We start from the raw sequence: 17,854 nt of genomic DNA, 5'->3' as shown, positions 1-17,854 counted from the left end.
CCTACCATCGCCGACAAGCCCGTTGCTGTCGCCGCGCCAAACGTGCTCAGCAAATAGTCGGTGTACAAATCGAGTTCTTTGTTCTTCATGGCGACAGGTTAGCGTATGCACTGCGTAACATCAGTTAAATATTAGAATGCCAGGAATAATGGGTCACCATACTGGCCACCGCCCGTGTTTATCCTCCATATTCGCCACGTGGGCGCTTGTCAGGTGTCTCGACAGCGACCCAGCACGCAGCGCGATGGGTGGTTGGGGAACGGGCTTTAAGCTACCGTTGTAATAACCTGTCTAAATTCTCGCGGACCAAGCGAAAACAGCCGAGGAAGCGGGGTTTACAAGGGGCAAATGCGCATGCCGAGGACGTTTTCAATGCCATATTGCCGACGTGCGCCATGGCCAGGGCTCATATGTTGCTCGACAGCCCCCGCAAGGGGAACGCCGCACTGCTACGGTGCTTCGTACCAAGAAGTTCGAGGCCCACACTTCCGTGGGGCGATTTTTGCGGTTATATAGCATGTCTACGCTATCCCGCCTTCAGCGTATTGAAAGGTTAGTAAGTGAATGATTCAAGCAGCTTCCTAATCAAAATAGCCACCTACAACATTCATAAAGGCATGTCGATATTCAATCGGCGGCATGTGCTGCCCGACATCAAACATGCGTTGGGCGGACTAACCGCCGACCTGGTATTTCTGCAGGAAGTACAAGGGGAACACCATCAACGCGCCAGCCGGCATGCCGACTGGCCAACCGCGTCGCAACAGGCTTTCCTGGCCGACGAGCAACTCCACCACGTGTATGGCTGCAATGCCGAATACCGGACAGGGCATCACGGCAATGCCTTGCTCAGCCGCCATCCCATCGTGCGTTGGCATAACCAGGATGTGAGCCTGAACCAGTTTGAGCGACGGGGCCTGCTGCACAGCGTGGTCGCACTGCCGGGATGCGATGTCCCGCTGCATGCGCTATGCGTGCACCTTAACTTGCGTGCCGCGGATAGACGCCAACAACTTCAAACGCTGGTGGACTACGTCTGCCAACAGATTCCCCAGCATGAGCCCTTGATTGTGGCTGGCGACTTCAATGACTGGCAGCGCGAAGCCTGTGGTTTGCTGCGTGAAGGACTGGACCTGCGTGAGGCTTTTCAAAGCCTGCATGGCAGGCTGGCGGCAACCTTTCCTGCCAAGTTGCCGCTCCTGACGTTGGACCGCATCTATCTACGCGGCTTGCAGGTGGAACACGCCGAGACGCATAGCGGCAAGGAATGGGGCAAACTTAGCGATCATGTCCCCTTGACTGCCACTGTCCGACTGGGCCCACAGGTATTGACGACCGCCGCAGCAGAGCGCGCTTCATCGGACATCGTCGATGAAGAAAAACGTAAGCAGGTGAGCTAATGCAGTCCAAGCATATCCGGCAGCCTGCTGGCTGCGCTGCCGGTCACGAGCCCTCGCAATATGCAATGGTATAGTGGTAATCAACTGGCGCTGCTGCGTAGCGGTACCGAATACTTCCCTGCGCTGCTGACCGCCCTTAATGCGGCCCGCCATGAAATTTTCTTGGAAAGCTATTTGTACAAGCCAGACAAGATAGGCCGACAAGTATCGGCAGCGTTGATGCGGGCGGCACGGCGTGGCGTCAGCGTACAGCTATTGATCGATGGTTTCGGCGCGCGTGACCTACCCCCGGCTTTCCGCGAGAGCCTGGCCAAGGCTGGGGTACGGCTGCTGTTCTTCCGGCCCGAACATTCTTCATTCGCAATCAATCGCCAACGACTGCGCCGAATGCATCGTAAGTTGGTGTCCATCGACGGCCAGCTAGGCTTTGTTGGCGGCATCAATATCCTCGAAGACCATGATGGGCCCGACCTTGCCCCACGCTATGACTATGCCTTGGCGCTGCGCGGGCCATTAACCAGGCAAATACGTGCTGCGGCGGCAGCCCTATGGCAGCAGACCTGCTGGTCGCAATTCAAAATGGAATGGCATCGGCTTCCTCGCAGGGGAACACTGCCCGCCCCTTGCGGGGATATCAAAGCCAAGCTGGTCAAGCGCGATAATCTGCGTCACCGCCGCGCCATAGAAAGCGCCTACCTTGACGCAATCAACAAAGCACGACAGGAAGTGGTGATCGCCAACGCCTACTTCTTGCCTGGAATTTCCTTGCGCCATGCGCTCGTCACCGCCGCCAAACGAGGCGTGAAGGTAGTGATCTTGCTGCAGGGCCGTATTGACCAAGCGCTATTGCATTACGCTACACGCGTGCTGTATGGCCCACTGTTGGCGGCTGGTGTAACGATTCACGAATACACCATCGGCTTCATGCATGCCAAGGTCGCTGTGATAGACAGGGAATGGTTGACCGTGGGGTCGTCGAATATCGACCCTTTCAGCCTGCTCACTGCGCGCGAAGCAAATATTGTCGCGATGGATAAAACCTTGGCCGAGGCGCTGCGCACTGACATCCAACTGCATATCGATCAACACGCCACTACCGTGCATATCCACCACGTAAAACGTGCCCGCTGGTGGCAACGCGCCCTGCCCTGGTTGGCATATCAACTAGTGCGCGGCCTGATGGGGCTTACCGGCTATGGCAAGCGGGAATACCGTGAATAACTATGTCCTCTCAGACCCTGCCTAAAGTCTGCTGCGCGTCGGCAATATGGTGTTGAAAACACCCTCGGAATGCTCATTTACCACTTGTAAACTCCGCTTCCTCGGCTGTTTTTGCCTTATCTTGTCTTAGCTCGCGAGACTTTAGACCTGTTCTCAGTGGTGCCGATTTGCTGAGAGTAACTGAGAGTAAATAAAGCCTGAATAGCGCATCGCAACGCGTCCAGGCTTTATGTCCCTCTACTGATAGGGTTCGAATACGACGCAATCAGTCCGTCGTCAACCCAGCCATTTCAACCGCTTCGTGCCGCTGCTGCTCTTCCATCACCATCAATGAAAGCTCTCGCTTCAGGGCGTTGAATTCGGCGGAGCTGGCATCGCGCGGGCGCGACATCGTCACCATCACATCCTGCTTGATCGTACCGGGCCGATACGTCAGCACCACAATGCGGTCGGCAAGGTAGATCGACTCCTCGATGCTATGAGTGACAAACAGAATCGTCTTGCCGAACTCCTGCCAGATTTTCAGCAGCTCATCCTGCAGACTACGACGGGTCAGCGCATCCAGTGCACCAAATGGCTCATCCATCAGCATGATGGGCGAATCCAATGCCAGCACCCGGGCAATCGCCACCCGTTGGCGCATGCCGCCTGACAGGTCCTTCGGATAACGATTGCGAAATTCCTTCAGCTTGAGTTTTTCCAACAGGCTGGCCACCTTGGCCTCGATCTCCGTCGGGCTGACCTTCTTTACCTTCAAACCAAAGGCGATGTTCTGCGCGACAGTCATCCAGGGGAAGAGGGCATACTCCTGGAACACCATGCCGCGATCGGGCCCAGGTTCAATCACTGGCTGGTTATTCACCAGAATTTTGCCGGCAGTAGGTAACGAAAACCCCGCTACCGCATTCAATAAAGTCGACTTACCGCAACCGGAAGGGCCCAACAGACAGACAAACTGACCGGCTGAGATTTCCAGGTTGATATCGCGCAGGGCAATGACATCGTCTCCCGGCGTCTTGAAGACCTTTTGCACATTCTGCACGCTGATTTGGCTCATATCTGCCTCTCCTTAGTTTTCGAGGCCGCGGTGCCAGCGCAGCAGATGGTTGTTCAAACGACTCATCAAGGTATCGATAGCCAAGCCAATCAGGCCGATACTGAACATGCCGGCGATGATCTTGTCCGACCAGAAGTACTCGCGTGCTTCCAGAATGCGGAAACCCAGACCGTTATTCACCGCGATCATCTCAGACACGATAACCACAATGAACGCCGTACCCATACCGATACGTGCGCCAGACAAAATGTAGGGGGTCGCTGCCGGCAGCATGACCTTGGTGAACATCGTCAGCTGGTCTACCCCCAGGTTGCGTGCCGCACGGATATAGATCGAGTCGACCTGCCGCACACCAGCGATGGTATTCATGAGTACCGGGAAGAAGGCCCCAATGGCAATCAGGAAAATAGCCGGCGGGTTGCCCAGTCCAAACCACAGGATTGATAGAGGAATGTAAGCAATAGGCGGAATCGGCCGCAGTATCTGCACCAGGGGGTTGAATATGGCATTAACCTTGTTGCTCGCACCCATCATCAGGCCCAGCGGCAAAGCAAGCCCAGCACCAATGCCAAACCCTACCAATACGCGATACAGGCTGGATACCGAATCGACCATCAACTCGCCCGAGAACAGCCACTTGGTGTAGCTGCCCTGGGCGGGGTCGTAGGGCAGAAGCGGCGTGGCGTACTCATACCACTTCTTGAAGACTGCCCATGGCGAGGGCAGGATATGCGGATTGATCCATTCCAGGCTGGCCGCCAGCTGCCATAGCAGCACAGCAACCAGCGGAACCACAGCGCCAACCAATGCGGCGCCCAGTTTTTTCAACGTCATAGTCGTGGCTCCACCCGGTTCAGTTCACACCCAGCACAGCCTTGGCCTTTGCCAACAGATCGAGCTTGACCCAATCCTTAGCAACGGGCGGCTTGGCCATCTTGCCTACGCCATACTTGACCATGAAGTCCGTCGTGACCTGCATATGATCGCTGGTCAACTCATAGACATACGGGCTGTTGCCAATCGCGTCCTGAAAGTCGTCAACCGTGATCTGGTTCTTGAACATATTGGTGCGCACATAGGCTTCGGCAGTCTTGGGCTCATCCATAAAGCGCTTGGTCGCCTGCACAAAACACTTCATGAACTTCTCGGCCAATGGCTTGTTGTTGTACAGCTTCTCCGTCATCACCAGGGTACGGATCGGCTCTCCCATCGGCGTGTCGTAAGGCTTGAGCAACTCCACCCCCCAGTTTTTGTTCAAAGCTTGCGAAGCTTGGGGTTCCGACTGAGCCATGGCATCAATCTGCTTTTGCATCAACGCCTGGTTCAGGTCGGCAAACGGCATGTAGACGATCTGCACATCCTTACCCGGCTGGTCGGACCATGTCAGGTTGAACTTAGCCAGTTCAGCGAGCAGTAAAAGCTCCTGCGCACCACCGCGCGCCACACCGACTTTCTTGCCCTTGAACTGGGCAATGGCCTTGATGCCACTATCCTTGCCCACCACGATGCGCGCCCCGCCTTTGGCAAAACCCGCAACCGCATAAATTGGCACGCCAGCAGCCCGGCCTGCAATGGCGGCATCCGCTGCGCTGGCTGCAACGTCGACCTCACCCGCAATAATGGCCGGCATGATATCCAGCCCTTTGGCGAAGAAACGTTCTTCCACCTTGAAACCACACTGGGGGGCAATCTCTTTTACGTACGATACGGCGCCGTAGTGAGCAAAACGTAGGTTACCGAGGCGGATCACTGCTTCATCCGCCTGAGCGGCAGTGAGCGTGAGAACAGCTATCAGGGCGGTAATGAGGTGTTTCATTGCGGTTGTCTCCAATTTATTTAGAACCTGTTTCGCTCTTAGAGCCTGTGTAAAGTCTCGCGAGCTAAGGCAAGACAAGGCGAAAACAGCCGAGGAAGCAGAGTTTACGAATGGTAAATGAGCATTCCGAGAGTGTTTTCAACGCGGTATTGCCGACGCGTAGCAGACTTTAGACAGGTTCTTACTGCGCAACCGTGATCAAGGCTCATGTGCTGCTCGAAATCCTCATGTACCTCAGTACATTCCGGTTTCTGCGCTGCGCTTCACCCTGCTGACGGTTGCTCGTGATAGTTCGTAAACAGGTTCTAAGCGCCATATGGCGATCTATGTGACATGATGGTAAAGCAACTTTTACAGCTGCTTATATGGTGGAAAGCCCATCGACAATTACGGATTGCCGCGTCGTAGAATGTAAGACGCCCGATTTAATCGGGCGCTTTTTAATTGTGGCTCCACGCTTGGCGGAGGTAATACCTGAACCTACTCTGCATCTGCCTGCTTCGCAGGTTGCGTGTAGGTAAATGCAGGCAGGGTGTTCAGATGGGCGTCAATCGCGACAACACGTGGGAATGGCGTAAGGTCGAGCTTGAAGCGGCGGGCGTTGAACACCTGCGGGACAAGGCAGATATCCGCCAGCGAGACAGTACTGCCGACACAAAAGCGCTCGCTCTTGTCGCGTTCTAATTCTGCCTCTATCGCCTGCAGCCCCAACGCAACCCAGTGGCGATACCAATCATCCACGGCTTGCTGATCCTGCCCCATTGGGCCCTTGAGGTATTGCAACACACGCAGATTGTTAATTGGGTGGATATCACATGCGATGACATAGGCCAAAGAGCGGACCTTGGTTTTCTGCAATAAGTCAGCAGGAAGAATCGCCGGACTCGGGTAGCGTTCCTCGAGATATTCGCAGATAGCCAACGACTGGGTAATCGTACTGCCGTCCTCAATCAATGCCGGCACCAAGCCTTGCGGATTCACCGCCAGATAAGCTACAGATTGCTGCTGCCCTCCATCGCGCAATAAGTGAATGGGGATTGCTTCATAGGTAAGGCCTTTCAAAGCCAGTGCAATACGAACTCGCCAAGCTGCGGAAGAACGGAAATAAGTGTAGAGGGTTCGAGACATGGCGCTTTCAGGTTCCAAGGACATTGAATAACAACGATTACACCAAAGGCATGCGTGGCAATACCGGGGCCACCCAAGAGATGTCGCAGAGACTAGTAAGGGAGATGACGTTTGGCGATACGATCCAACTCGCCTTGGGCAGTCAAGGTGCGCAAGGCAGCCTCAAGACGGGCACGTACAGCAGGTTTCATCTGCATACCGACCACCATGTAAACCGGCTGACGTTCAAAAATGGCGGCAAGCACACGTACTTTTTTTTCTGCCTTCTCCTGAACAAGAAGGTTATGCATAACATAATCGCTCAGGTAGAGAAATCGGCCACGCCCCACAATCAGCTTACGTAGATTGTCCCGGTTATCACTGGCACCCGCATCGACTTGAATACCTGCCGACCGTAATGCGTCTGCATACGGTGCCCCCGCCGTTGTAATTACCAAGCCACCTTCACTGGCCTGCTTCAGCATCTGCATATTGGTCGGCTCTATCGAATCCTCAGCACGCACAGCAACACGCTGTTTCATGTCATAGATAGGCGGCTCCAGATACAGCGCCAATTTTTCCCGCTTTTCCGTGCGAAGCAAACCGCAAAATATATCGATCTGCCCCTGGGCCAAACCCTGCTCGATACGTGCAGTGGAAAGCTGGTGGGACAGGCCTTCGAACTGGAGCCCACTATCCAGGGCAGTAATAGCCTGGAATATGTCGGGGCACAAACCTGCCACAGGCCGCCCCGCTTCCATAATGAATTTGGGCGCCACACTTTCCTGCGCTACGGTCTGCAACACAATGCCGCCAGCAAGCGGGTAAGCCCCCAGGCTGGCAAACATCAGCAACATAAAAAACCGTCTGAATGACATCATGGCACCCTCCAAGCATAAGCTCAGTATAACGCCATGATTCAGCACATGGTTTTAACGAGCTCCCAGGACTACCTTCTGCTCAATGCTCCCAAAAATCGAATTGCCCACAGCATCCAACATATCGATTCTCACCGTATCCCCCGCTTTGAGGAAGGGGGTCTTGGCAACGCCCTGCTCAATGGTCTCTATCATTCGCACTTCCGCCAGACAACAAGAACCGCGCGTCCGATCTTTGTTGGAAATGGTGCCGGAGCCGACAATTGAACCTGCCCCCAGCCTACGGGTACGCGCCAAGTGGGCGATCAGGTCGGCGTGGCTGAAGGTCATTTCCTCGCCCGCATTGGGTTCACCAAACCACTCACCATTCAGCCACACCCGCAATGGCAGGTGTAATCGATTGTCGTGCCAATGGCCTTCCAGTTCATCTGGCGTAACGGCCACCGGTGAAAATGCGCTGGCCGGCTTGGACAGCACAAAGCCAAAGCCCTTACCCAACTCGTTCGGAATCAGATTGCGCAGACTTACATCGTTGACGAGCATGACCAGGCGCACGTGCTTCGCAGCCTCTTCCGCCGTAACGCCAATCGCCACATCATCGGTGATGACGGCAACCTCAGCTTCCAGATCTGTGCCCCATGACTCGTCACGAATCGTGATCGGATCGCGTGCGCCCAGCATATCGTCCGAGCCACCTTGGTACATCAGGGGGTCGGTATAGAACGACGGCGGCATTTCAGCATTACGGGCTTTGCGCACCAATTCAACATGGTTCAGGTAGGCCGAGCCATCCACCCACTGATACGCACGCGGTAGCGGCGCGGCGCACTCTTCGGGTTTGAAGGGGTGCGCATCGGGACGCTGGCCGGCATTGAGCGCATCGCTCACATCGCGCAAAGATGGGGCGGCATTGGCCCAGTCATCCAGCGCAGCCTGCATCGTAGCGGCAATATCCGGGACAGCAACGTAGTGGGTCAGATCTCGGCTGACGACGACCAAACGGCCATCGCGACCATGCTTAAGGCTGGCAAGTTTCATTATGGGTATTCCTGGGTAGAGAGGGGCATCAGACCTGGGGCGTCGTGCCGATGGGGCCGATCAAACACAAAAAGAAGGCGAAGAAGGCGGATTGACCCGCCCAACCCTGACCTTATGTCTTTGGCTTCCAGCTATCCACATAGCCAGCCCATTCCACCTTGGCGAGTCCGGCACCCACATCAAGCGCATCACGGGCATCGATCATCACCGCCACTTCATCGGCAAACTTCTTCGCGCCCACTTGCGCCGCCGCAAAGGCTTTCGGATGCGGGCCATGAGTGAAGCCGCAAGGGTGGAAGGTGATCATGCCGGGCTTGATATTGTCGCGCGAGAAGAAATCACCCGCGTGGTAGAAGATGGCTTCATCGTAGTCATCGTTGTTGTGGTAGAACGGCACCTTCAGCGCACCAGGGTCGCTTTCAATCGGCCGCGGCACAAAGGTGCAGACCACGAAACGCTCGGCCACAAAGGTGCTGTGCGCGGACGGTGGCAAATGATACCGATGGCTCATCAAAGGGCGAATATCACGCCAGTTGATGCGGGCGACACTCAGGTTGCCATGCCAGCCAATCGCATCGAGTGGATTGAACGGGTAGGTGACAGTAGACACCGCGCCACGGCGTTTGATGACCACACGGGTATCAACCTCGCCCTGCTGGGCGCGAAACGCGTCATCGATGGCCGGCACATCCAACATGGCTTCATCAAAAATCGCGTGCGGGCCAACCAGACCTTTGTCCGGCAACTGATAACTGCCGTTAGTGGCTTCGATCAGCAACATGGTTATTGGGGCCGAGGGTTCGATACGCCAACTGGTCGAACGTGGAATCAGCACATAGTCGCCATCGCGAATGCTGAGGTGGCCATAATCGCAGAAGAACCCCCCTGCCCCGGCGTGGATGAACATCAGCTCATCACCGTCGCCGTTACGCGCCAGATAGTTCATCTTCTCGTTTAGCGACCAGATGCGGAACTGACAATGCGGGTTGTTGAGCACATTGGGTGCATCCCAAGGCAATGCAGTTGCCTTATCCAACTCGTTCAAATCAAATGCACGCGGCCTTAAGGGGCCTTCCCAGTTACTCCAGCCGGTTGGGGCATGCGTATGATGCAGGTGGGTCGCCGGGCCAAAAAAGCCGCTGCGGCCTACTTCCCGCTCGTAAATTCCCTCTTTGGGGAAATCGGCATGCGCCTGACGCGATACCGTGCCTTCCTTGTGGGGGAAGCTGATCCATTTGCGCATTCATGTCTCCAATCATTCGCTTGCACCAATAAGCGCTAACGCCCGTGCCTATGCCGTCGCCTTCTCCGCCGAAATCACACCACGCCGTACCTGATCCAACTCAATCGACTCGAACAGTGCACGGAAGTTGCCTTCGCCAAAGCCTTCATCGCCCTTGCGCTGGATGATTTCGAAGAAGATCGGCCCAATGCAGGTTTCGGTGAAGATTTGCAGCAGTAAACCACCACCATCACCCGGTGCACCATCAAGCAGAATATTGTTGGCTTTAAGGCGTGCAACATCTTCACCGTGGCCCGGTAGGCGCTTGTCAAGCAACTCGTAATAGGTATCCGGCGTGCTGAGGAACTTCACCCCGCGCGCTTTCAGCTTCTCGATCGTCTCGTAGATATTCTCGGTCGTCAGCGCGATATGCTGAATGCCCTCGCCTTTGTACTGGCGCAGGTATTCTTCGATCTGGCTCTTGTCATCGGACGACTCGTTGATCGGAATACGGATCTTGGCACAGGGGCTGGTCAGCGCACGGCTCTTCAAACCAGTGAGCTTGCCTTCGATATCAAAGTAACGAATCTCACGGAAGTTGAACAGGTCTTCATAAAAGGCCGCCCACTTATCCATCGCGCCACGGTGGACGTTATGGGTGAGATGGTCGATCACCTTCAGGCCGCAATCATTCTTGGCCAATGCAGCATCGGCACCTTCGATAGGGACAAAATCCATATCGTAGATCGAAGCCTTGCTATTCCCCTCGTAGCGGTCGACGAGATATAGCAGCGAATCGCCGATGCCCTTGATGGCAGGAATATTGATTTCCATGGCGTTGGGCCGGCTTTCTACACCCCATGCGCCCAGCGACAAGGCGCGCTCATAGGCCTTGGCGGCATCCTTGACGCGGAAAGCCATAGCGCAAGCCGAAGCCCCGTGCTGCGAAGCAAATCGCGATGCGAAGCTATGCGGCTCGGCGTTCACAATCAAGTTGATATCGCCTTGGCGATATAGCACGCAATCTTTGGAACGATGGCGAGCGATGGCGCTAAAGCCCATCAGCTCAAACAACGCACCCAGCGCTTTGGTGTCCGGCCCCGTAAATTCAACGAATTCGAAACCATCGGTGCCCATTGGATTGATTTGGTCGGTCATGGTGTTTTAACTCCGGTTTTCTGAACGGCGATCGGCAAGCAAGCCATGGTTGTGAGCCCAGGCGTAGAAACTGTCTTCCAATTGATCGAAGCTTTCGATCACGAACAGCTCTTCCTGCATGTGCCAGATGTCGTAGGTCTTGTTGGCAATCTCATCAAGGTCGAAAGGCAGCTTCTTCGGGCCGTCCGACAAGCTGTACAGCACTTCCTTGGGCGAGGAGAGAATGCCCGCACCATAGATACGCAGGCCGTCCAGATTTTGGATAAGGCCATATTCAACGGTGAACCAGTAGATACGCGGCAGCCAATCCCGCGCAGCCGGATTAACTGCCGGATTTTCAAACGCCGCTACCCCTGCCTTGCCGAAATCCTCAAAAAAGGCGCAAAAGCGTGGATTAAGCAACAGTGGTGCATGGCCCAGCAGGTCATGGAACATGTCCGGGCTTGGGGTGTATTCGATCTCGTCAGGGCGGCGGATAAAATCCGTCGAAGGGAAAATGCGTTCCGACAACAGCTTGAAGAACTCGTAGTTGGGGACGAGCCCATCAACCCGCGTCAACGTCCAGCCAGTATTCGCCTTGATGCGGTCGCTTATCTGGGCAAGCGCAGGAATTTTCTCGCTGGGAAATTCTACCTGCGCCAAGCCCTCCATAAACTCGCTGCATGCTCGCCCAGGCAACACACGCTGCTGATTTGCATACAACTGTGCCCAGGTGTGGTGCTCGATATCGGTATAGGCGGGCACCTCGACCTGATGAATATCGCGGTAATCGGGTATGCATTCCTGCATGCCACGCGGCACGAATTCGGTTTCCATGACTGTCGTCTCCATGACAATTGTCTTGCTGCTTATTTCTGCATCGCTGCATTCCCCGGTGCATCACTACATCGGACACCTAAAGCGACCGCACAAAGCTTAATTGTGCAATTTTTAATGAAGCAAGGATACGAAAGCCCGCGCGCAATGTGCTTGCCAAATAGTCGCGAAAGCAGCGCAGCATTGGCATAAAATGCTAAAAAAATAGGCCTATAGCGCAAAAATGACTGATCTGGATAAAGTCGATATAAAAATCCTCGACGCTCTGCAAAAAGACGGTCGATTAAGCAATCTCGAACTTGCCGACGCAATCAACCTGTCGCCCTCACCCACGTTGCGCCGACTCAAACGTTTGGAGCAGGAAGGCGTCATCGCCCGCTATGTCGCCTTGCTGGAACCGGCAAAGGTAGGCCTGGGGTTGGAAGCCTTCGTACGCGTGATGCTCGACAAACGAGAGCGACAATTCGCCACCTTCGCGGTGGCGGTACAAGCATGGCCCGAAGTAGTGGCCTGCCACGCCATGGCAGGCGAAATGGACTATCTATTGCGGGTGGTATTCGAAGACCTGGCGCACTTTTCCCGTTTTGTGATGGATACGCTGCTGCAACACCCCGGCGTCCTCGACGTGAAATCGAGCTTTGTATTGCAAGCCATCAAACAAACCACCGCCCTGCCGCTGGCTCATCTAGGTAGCAACAAGGTATGAGAGTGCCCTCAAAAGTGCCGTATTTTTATGGCCTACTCACGATGGATTTTGAATAGATTTTAAAAGGTACCCTTTATAGTGGTTACGCAGAAACACGCCATGCACACCCGAATTCAAATTACTCCTCGCCATATGGCGATGCTCTCCATCGCAGCTGCGTGCATCACATTGGGATTGAAATTCCTCGCCTACCACCTTACCGGCTCAGTCAGCCTGTATTCCGATGCGTTGGAATCCTTTGTCAACCTGGCCGCTGCCATTGCTGGTCTGGTTGCACTTAGCATTGCCGCCAAGCCAGCCGACCGGGAACACCCTTGGGGGCATGAAAAAGCCGAATATTTCTCTAGCGGTTTCGAAGGCGCCCTCATCATCATTGCCGCCATCAGCATTGTTTACGAGAGCCTGCATAAGCTAATGCACCCCACGCCTATGGAAAGCATTGGTTGGGGCATAGTGATTTCGATGTTGGCAACCGCTGTCAATGCAGGTACAGCCATAGCACTGTTGCGCTACGCCAAGCGCCACGACAGCATCACATTGGAAGCCGATGCCCATCACCTCTTGTCAGATGTCTGGACGTCACTAGGGGTGGCTATCGCCTTAGGCTTGCTGATGCTACTGCCCCCCAGCTGGGCTTTCCTGGACCCACTCATCGCCATCTTGGTTGCCATCAATATCTTGCGTATCGGAACCCACTTGCTGCGCCGCTCCGCAGACGGCCTGATGGACAGCGCGCTGCCCGATACCGAGCTGACTCAGATTGAATCCGCCATTCAACAAGCTTTGCCTAACAACGCCCGGCACCATGCGCTGCGCACGCGTAAGTCAGGTAATAAGCGATTCGTAGAATTCAAACTGAATGTGCCCGGTAACATGACCGTCGCCAAGAGCCATGCGTTATGCGACCAGCTGGAAGCCCATATCCAGCAGCAACTGGCACGATGCCAAGTAACTATTCATGTCGAACCAGCAGACTAGTCGCTGTTGACCTAACTTTGGAAGTGGAAACGCTATTGGTGATAAAGGTTGCAACTACCTGCTTTTGAGTGGCAACTGACAGCAAAAAGTGGACATACCAAATCAAGAATTAAGGGCTCACTCTCACCTGCGCTTTGGACACTAATTGGTCGAGTAGCCTAAGGGAATTTCACCCTCAGGCTCTCACGCAACCGGAAACGGCAGATAAATCTGGCCCGACCCATTTTAATTACAAATCGACTTTTAGCGTTTGATGTCCAGAATGGCTTTTGCTCGCAATTGCAGGCGATCCGCATCTTTGTTGCGATTCGTTGCTCGATACAACTTCACCAGGCTGTTCAGGCTGGTGGCCACATGAGGATGATCAGGCCCCAGGGCATTCTGCCAAATTGCCAATGATCGCTGGTATAAGGGCTCGGCCTTGGCATATTGGCCTTGAGTGTCGTACAGCCCTCCCAGGTTGTTCAGGCTGATGGCCACATTAGGGTGATCGGGCCCCAGAGCCTTTTCCCTGATCGCCAATGATCGCTGGTATAAGGGTTCAGCTTTAGCGTATTGGCCTTGGTTAGCGTACAGCAATGCCAGGTTGTTCAAGCTAGTGGCCACATCAGGGTGATCGAACCCCAGGGCCTGCTCCCAGATCGCCAATGATCGCTGGTATAAGGGTTCAGCTTTAGCGTATTGGCCTTGGTTAGCGTACAGCAATGCCAGGTTGTTCAGACTTTGGGCCACATCAGGGTGATCGGACCCCAGAGCCTTCTCACTGATCTCCAATGATCGCTGGTATAAGGGCTCGGCCTTGGCATATTGGCCTTGAGTGTCGTACAGCCCTCCCAGGTTGTTCAGGCTGATGGCCACATTAGGGTGATCGGGCCCCAGAGCCTTTTCCCTGATCGCCAATGATCGCTGGTAGAAGGGTTCAGCTTTAGCATATTGGCCTTGGTTAGCGTACAGCAATGCCAGGTTGTTCAAGCTAGTGGCCACAGCAGGGTGATCGGAACCCAGGGCCTGCTCCCAGATCGCCAATGATCGCTGGTATAAGGGTTCAGCTTTGGCGTATTGGCCTTGGGTGTCGTACAGCCCTCCCAGGTTGTTCAGGCTGGTGGCCACATTAGGATGATCGGAGCCCAGAGCCCGCTCCCTGATCGCTAAGGATCGCTGGTACAGCGGTTCAGCTTTGGCGTACTGGCCTTGGGTGGCGTACAACCATGCCAGGTTGTTCAGGCTGGTGGCCACAGCAGGGTGATCGGACCCCAGGGCCTGCTCCCTTATCGCCAATGATCGCTGGTATAAGGGCTCGGCTTTGGCATATTGGCCTTGGGTGTCGTACAGCGCTGCTAGGTTATTCAGGCTGGTGGCCACCTCCGGGTGATCGGAGCTGAATGACTTTTCGGCAACCGTGAGTGACTTGTTGGCCACCGCAATGGCACCATCATAATTGCCTTGTTTGTAAAGCGTTTCAGCCTGGTCGTTGAGCGCTTTCAACTCGGCGGTGTCGGCATAAGCTGAAGAGCCCACACTGCCAATCAGTACAAGCGAAAATGCTAGCAGTGCGTTTAATAGTTTTTTCTTCACGTTATCTACTCAAAAGGGTGATGCTAAATCCGGAAGATAACGTGCACTAAGCTATTGTAATAGTGGCGAAATGCCTGATTTGTTCGAATTCGTTGAGTTTGCCGATATGAAATCAGGGCAGACTTTGCCAAGTGGTGACTGTCTCCTTTTGGCTGGCAGCAGACAATTCAAAGCGGACAGCTTAGGGTTCGTAATTCAGGACTTGTATTATGATCTGCAAGCACTTTGTCGATAATACGTAGGTTGTGTAACCTCAGCAGTGTTCCAGTTAATGTAGTCTGCCGCTACGCTCAGGCAACGCCATAGGATCCAAACACGGGTCCAAATTCTTGGCTTAAACGGCAGCATCGTGCAAAAAGTATCCCGACGTTTATCAATAAGAGTGTCCCGGCAGTTGCCAAGTCACATGCAGGTTCACCGACCGCCAGCTGCCCGAAGTAATTTACGGTCAATTTTCTACAGCTAACCTGCCTTATGGCGCAATCAGTCCGTAAAGGGCAAGTCTGCGCGCAACACTTGCAGGCGATGTACGCCTGCCCTTATTTTATCCATGCTTAGGGCGGCGAAGCCTAATAGCCAGCCATCGCGACCGGGGGGCGTGAGATAGAGCGACTGCAAACCGGGTGTGGCAACGCCGACAGCTTGGGCTTGGCGGGTCAAACGGGTCTCGCTGCCTGGTGGCAGCTCCACCAGGACTTGTAAGCCACCAGGACTGGGATGAATGCGTAGCAAATGGGATAGCTTGGCTGTGATTTCATCCAGCAATAGATCGCGGCGACTCCGATAAAGCTGGCGCATATAGCGCAAGTGGGTGGCGAAGTGGCCGCGGTTGATAAAGTCCGCCGTTACCGCCTGCATTAGTTGGTTGCTGTGGCCGTCATAAAGGGTGCGAACGGTAATGGCCGGTTCCAACAAGGCGGCTGGCAGCATGGCATAGGCGAGTCGCAGCGATGGAAATAGGGCTTTGGAGAAAGTACCCAGGTAGATTACCCGGTCATGCCGGTCCAGCCCCTGCATGGCAGGATGTGGACGACCGTCAAAATGGAATTCGCTGTCATAGTCATCTTCGATAATCCAGCAACCTTGCTTGCGGGCGATCTCCAGCAAGGCCTGCCGACGTGACAGACTGAGTGCACAGCCAGTGGGATACTGGTGCGAGGGGGTAAGGTAGATCAAACGAGGCAGTGGCAGATCATCGCTGGGGCACATGCCTTCGCCATCGACCGGGACAGGTACCAACCTCGCGCCAGTGGCGGCCAAAGCAGTGCGGGCACCCCGATAGGCAGGTTCTTCCATCCAGACCACATCGCCTTCGTCCAGTAACAGGCTACCCAATAGATGTAGGGCTTGCTGCGAGCTTGTCAGCACCAGCACCTGGTCGGCGCTGCCACGAACATCGCATGCCTGATGCAGATAGGCAGCGATGGCCATCCGCAGCGGGGCATAGCCCTGTGGATCGCCATAGCCTGCCAGTGTAGCGGCCTCATGACGCAGGCGCTGGTTGCATAGCTGGCGCCAAGTGTCGTGCGGGAATACGCGCAGATCGGGACTGCCGGCGGCAAACGCAAACGGCGTCAGTGGATCACTGCAGCCACCACCGCGCACCAATTGATGGCCGCGTTGCGACAATGCAGCCAGCGCAGTGGTGCGCAAGGGTGGCACTGTTTCGGTCGGCGGCCGGGCAAACCGTGCCGCCACGAAGCTGCCCTGGCCGACCCGCCGGGCAAGATAGCCCTCTGCTTCCAATTGGCCATAAGCGGCTTCCACCGTGACGCGTGAAATGCCCAGATCAGCCGCAGCGTGCGGGTGGCGGGCAATCGTTCTGGATACATCACTGCGCCGGAACGAATCGCTTCACGCAAGGCGACGCACAATTGCGAGCGCAAGGGGAGCTGGTTGCTTTGAGCTGCCTGGAAAAGATTCAGCCACAAACCCGGGTGTGTGCCATTGGGGGACATTGGTCTGGTCAATAGCGATAAATTGGCATTACTGATACTACCAAATAGCGGGCAGACTACACCCACTCGATTGAACAAGGACCTAACCATGCAGCCAACAACTTCCTCTGTACTACAGACACCCGCCCCCCTCCCTTCCGATAGCGCAGCCTATATGCAAGCCAAGCTGGCCTTTCACACCGATGCCTGGGATGTGGCAGAGGATCTCAAGGCCGGTGTGGACGAGATCGTCGTGGTTGATACGCGGGCGCATGGTCATTACCTGGCTGGACATATTCCCGGCGCCATCAGTTTTCCCCATCGCACCATAGATGCACAAAGTACTGCTGGACTGGATCGCAAAAAGACCTACGTGACTTATTGTGACGGCATAGGCTGCAACGGTTCGACCCAGCGCGCTTACAAGTTGGCGGCGCTGGGTTTCAAGGTAAAGGAAATGCTGGGCGGGGTGGATTTCTGGCTGCGCGACGGCCATCCGCTTGTCAACGGCGAAGCGGCCGGTGGGCTCGCACCAAACCTGCCCCCATCATCTTGTGGCTGTGCCTGAGCATGGATGAGAGACTTTCATTTGGTCGACGGCAGTAGGTAATGCCACCAGCCTGACTTGGCTATACCCAGAACTCATGCCGCCTTTGAGAGGAGAGACCACCACCCGGCCATGCCATGCCATGCGCCTGGCGACTGCGATAGATGCCGGCATGATACATATGGCTTGCACGAAACTGGTGAGATATACCATTTGATCAAGTGATGCGTTGAACTGTTAGATTGTAAGTCGCGACAACCAAGCTATCGAGGGGCCTGTCAGTAATTTCGTGTTCAGGGCATATCATGCTCCCAAGGAGAGTGTATGCCTCGCAAACAGAAAACCCAGCCCATAGCCTTGCCCTCGATTTCCGCCGAACTGCTGGAACAATTCGGCAA

General features: G+C 55.0%; 16 protein-coding genes. 5 read left to right on the top strand and 11 right to left on the bottom strand.

Features of this window, described 5'->3' with window-relative positions; genetic code table 11:
• Window positions 1–560 precede the first annotated feature (560 nt).
• Window positions 561–1,400, top strand: a complete 840-nt coding sequence (locus CSQ89_RS15035; protein WP_255408651.1) for an endonuclease/exonuclease/phosphatase family protein — start codon at window positions 561–563, stop codon at window positions 1,398–1,400.
• Between the two features lie 60 nt (window positions 1,401–1,460).
• Window positions 1,461–2,621 carry a cardiolipin synthase ClsB gene (clsB, locus tag CSQ89_RS15030; protein WP_099406949.1) on the top strand — a complete coding sequence of 387 codons (1,161 nt, stop codon included), beginning with the start codon at window positions 1,461–1,463 and terminating at the stop codon, window positions 2,619–2,621.
• Between the two features lie 265 nt (window positions 2,622–2,886).
• Here clsB and CSQ89_RS15025 read toward each other — a convergent pair whose 3' ends face one another.
• The 9 genes from CSQ89_RS15025 to CSQ89_RS14985 all read right to left on the bottom strand — a co-directional run bounded on the left by CSQ89_RS15025 (window position 2,887) and on the right by CSQ89_RS14985 (window position 11,713).
• Window positions 2,887–3,678: an ABC transporter ATP-binding protein gene (locus CSQ89_RS15025; RefSeq protein ID WP_099406948.1), complete on the bottom strand. Its 792-nt coding sequence runs from the start codon at window positions 3,676–3,678 to the stop codon at window positions 2,887–2,889.
• A 12-nt stretch (window positions 3,679–3,690) separates the two neighbouring features.
• The gene (locus CSQ89_RS15020; protein ID WP_099406947.1) at window positions 3,691–4,512 is read right to left on the bottom strand and encodes an ABC transporter permease; all 822 of its coding nucleotides are present in this window, start codon (window positions 4,510–4,512) and stop codon (window positions 3,691–3,693) included.
• 19 nt (window positions 4,513–4,531) lie between these two features.
• The gene (locus CSQ89_RS15015) at window positions 4,532–5,494 is read right to left on the bottom strand and encodes an ABC transporter substrate-binding protein (protein ID WP_099406946.1); all 963 of its coding nucleotides are present in this window, start codon (window positions 5,492–5,494) and stop codon (window positions 4,532–4,534) included.
• Window positions 5,495–5,974: 480 nt separating this feature from the next.
• A complete protein-coding gene (gene maiA / locus CSQ89_RS15010; protein WP_099406951.1) occupies window positions 5,975–6,622 on the bottom strand; it encodes a maleylacetoacetate isomerase in 648 nt (215 codons plus the stop codon).
• A 92-nt stretch (window positions 6,623–6,714) separates the two neighbouring features.
• Entirely contained in the window at window positions 6,715–7,482 is a 768-nt protein-coding gene (locus CSQ89_RS15005; RefSeq protein WP_099406945.1) for a substrate-binding periplasmic protein, read from the bottom strand.
• 51 nt (window positions 7,483–7,533) lie between these two features.
• Window positions 7,534–8,517 (bottom strand): fumarylacetoacetate hydrolase family protein, encoded by a 984-nt coding sequence (locus CSQ89_RS15000; RefSeq protein WP_099406944.1) that lies wholly within the window; start codon window positions 8,515–8,517, stop codon window positions 7,534–7,536.
• A gap of 112 nt (window positions 8,518–8,629) precedes the next feature.
• Window positions 8,630–9,760: a homogentisate 1,2-dioxygenase gene (locus CSQ89_RS14995; RefSeq protein WP_099406943.1), complete on the bottom strand. Its 1,131-nt coding sequence runs from the start codon at window positions 9,758–9,760 to the stop codon at window positions 8,630–8,632.
• Between the two features lie 48 nt (window positions 9,761–9,808).
• Entirely contained in the window at window positions 9,809–10,897 is a 1,089-nt protein-coding gene (gene hppD, locus CSQ89_RS14990) for a 4-hydroxyphenylpyruvate dioxygenase (RefSeq protein WP_099406942.1), read from the bottom strand.
• 6 nt (window positions 10,898–10,903) lie between these two features.
• Complete coding sequence (locus CSQ89_RS14985; protein ID WP_099406941.1) at window positions 10,904–11,713, bottom strand: phenylalanine 4-monooxygenase; 810 nt, start codon at window positions 11,711–11,713, stop codon at window positions 10,904–10,906.
• A 223-nt stretch (window positions 11,714–11,936) separates the two neighbouring features.
• Here CSQ89_RS14985 and CSQ89_RS14980 point away from each other — a divergent pair, with 223 nt between their 5' ends.
• Entirely contained in the window at window positions 11,937–12,419 is a 483-nt protein-coding gene (locus CSQ89_RS14980; RefSeq protein WP_099406940.1) for an Lrp/AsnC family transcriptional regulator, read from the top strand.
• A 99-nt stretch (window positions 12,420–12,518) separates the two neighbouring features.
• On the top strand, window positions 12,519–13,397 hold the full coding sequence (locus CSQ89_RS14975) for a cation diffusion facilitator family transporter (RefSeq protein WP_199065585.1): 879 nt from the start codon (window positions 12,519–12,521) through the stop codon (window positions 13,395–13,397).
• Between the two features lie 243 nt (window positions 13,398–13,640).
• On the opposite strand, the gene CSQ89_RS14970 is transcribed toward CSQ89_RS14975, so the two are convergent.
• Window positions 13,641–14,972, bottom strand: coding sequence for a tetratricopeptide repeat protein (locus tag CSQ89_RS14970; protein ID WP_099406938.1), 1,332 nt, complete (start codon window positions 14,970–14,972; stop codon window positions 13,641–13,643).
• A gap of 483 nt (window positions 14,973–15,455) precedes the next feature.
• The gene (gene pdxR / locus CSQ89_RS14965) at window positions 15,456–16,760 is read right to left on the bottom strand and encodes a MocR-like pyridoxine biosynthesis transcription factor PdxR (protein ID WP_255408652.1); all 1,305 of its coding nucleotides are present in this window, start codon (window positions 16,758–16,760) and stop codon (window positions 15,456–15,458) included.
• A 258-nt stretch (window positions 16,761–17,018) separates the two neighbouring features.
• Here pdxR and CSQ89_RS14960 point away from each other — a divergent pair, with 258 nt between their 5' ends.
• Window positions 17,019–17,477, top strand: a complete 459-nt coding sequence (locus CSQ89_RS14960; protein WP_099406950.1) for a rhodanese-like domain-containing protein — start codon at window positions 17,019–17,021, stop codon at window positions 17,475–17,477.
• Window positions 17,478–17,854 lie beyond the last annotated feature (377 nt).

This window comes from Chitinimonas sp. BJB300, assembly GCF_002735695.1.
Classification (GTDB): domain Bacteria; phylum Pseudomonadota; class Gammaproteobacteria; order Burkholderiales; family Chitinimonadaceae; genus Chitinimonas.
Note: the sequence above shows the minus strand (reverse complement) of the source record. Positions and strands in the feature narration are given on the sequence as shown.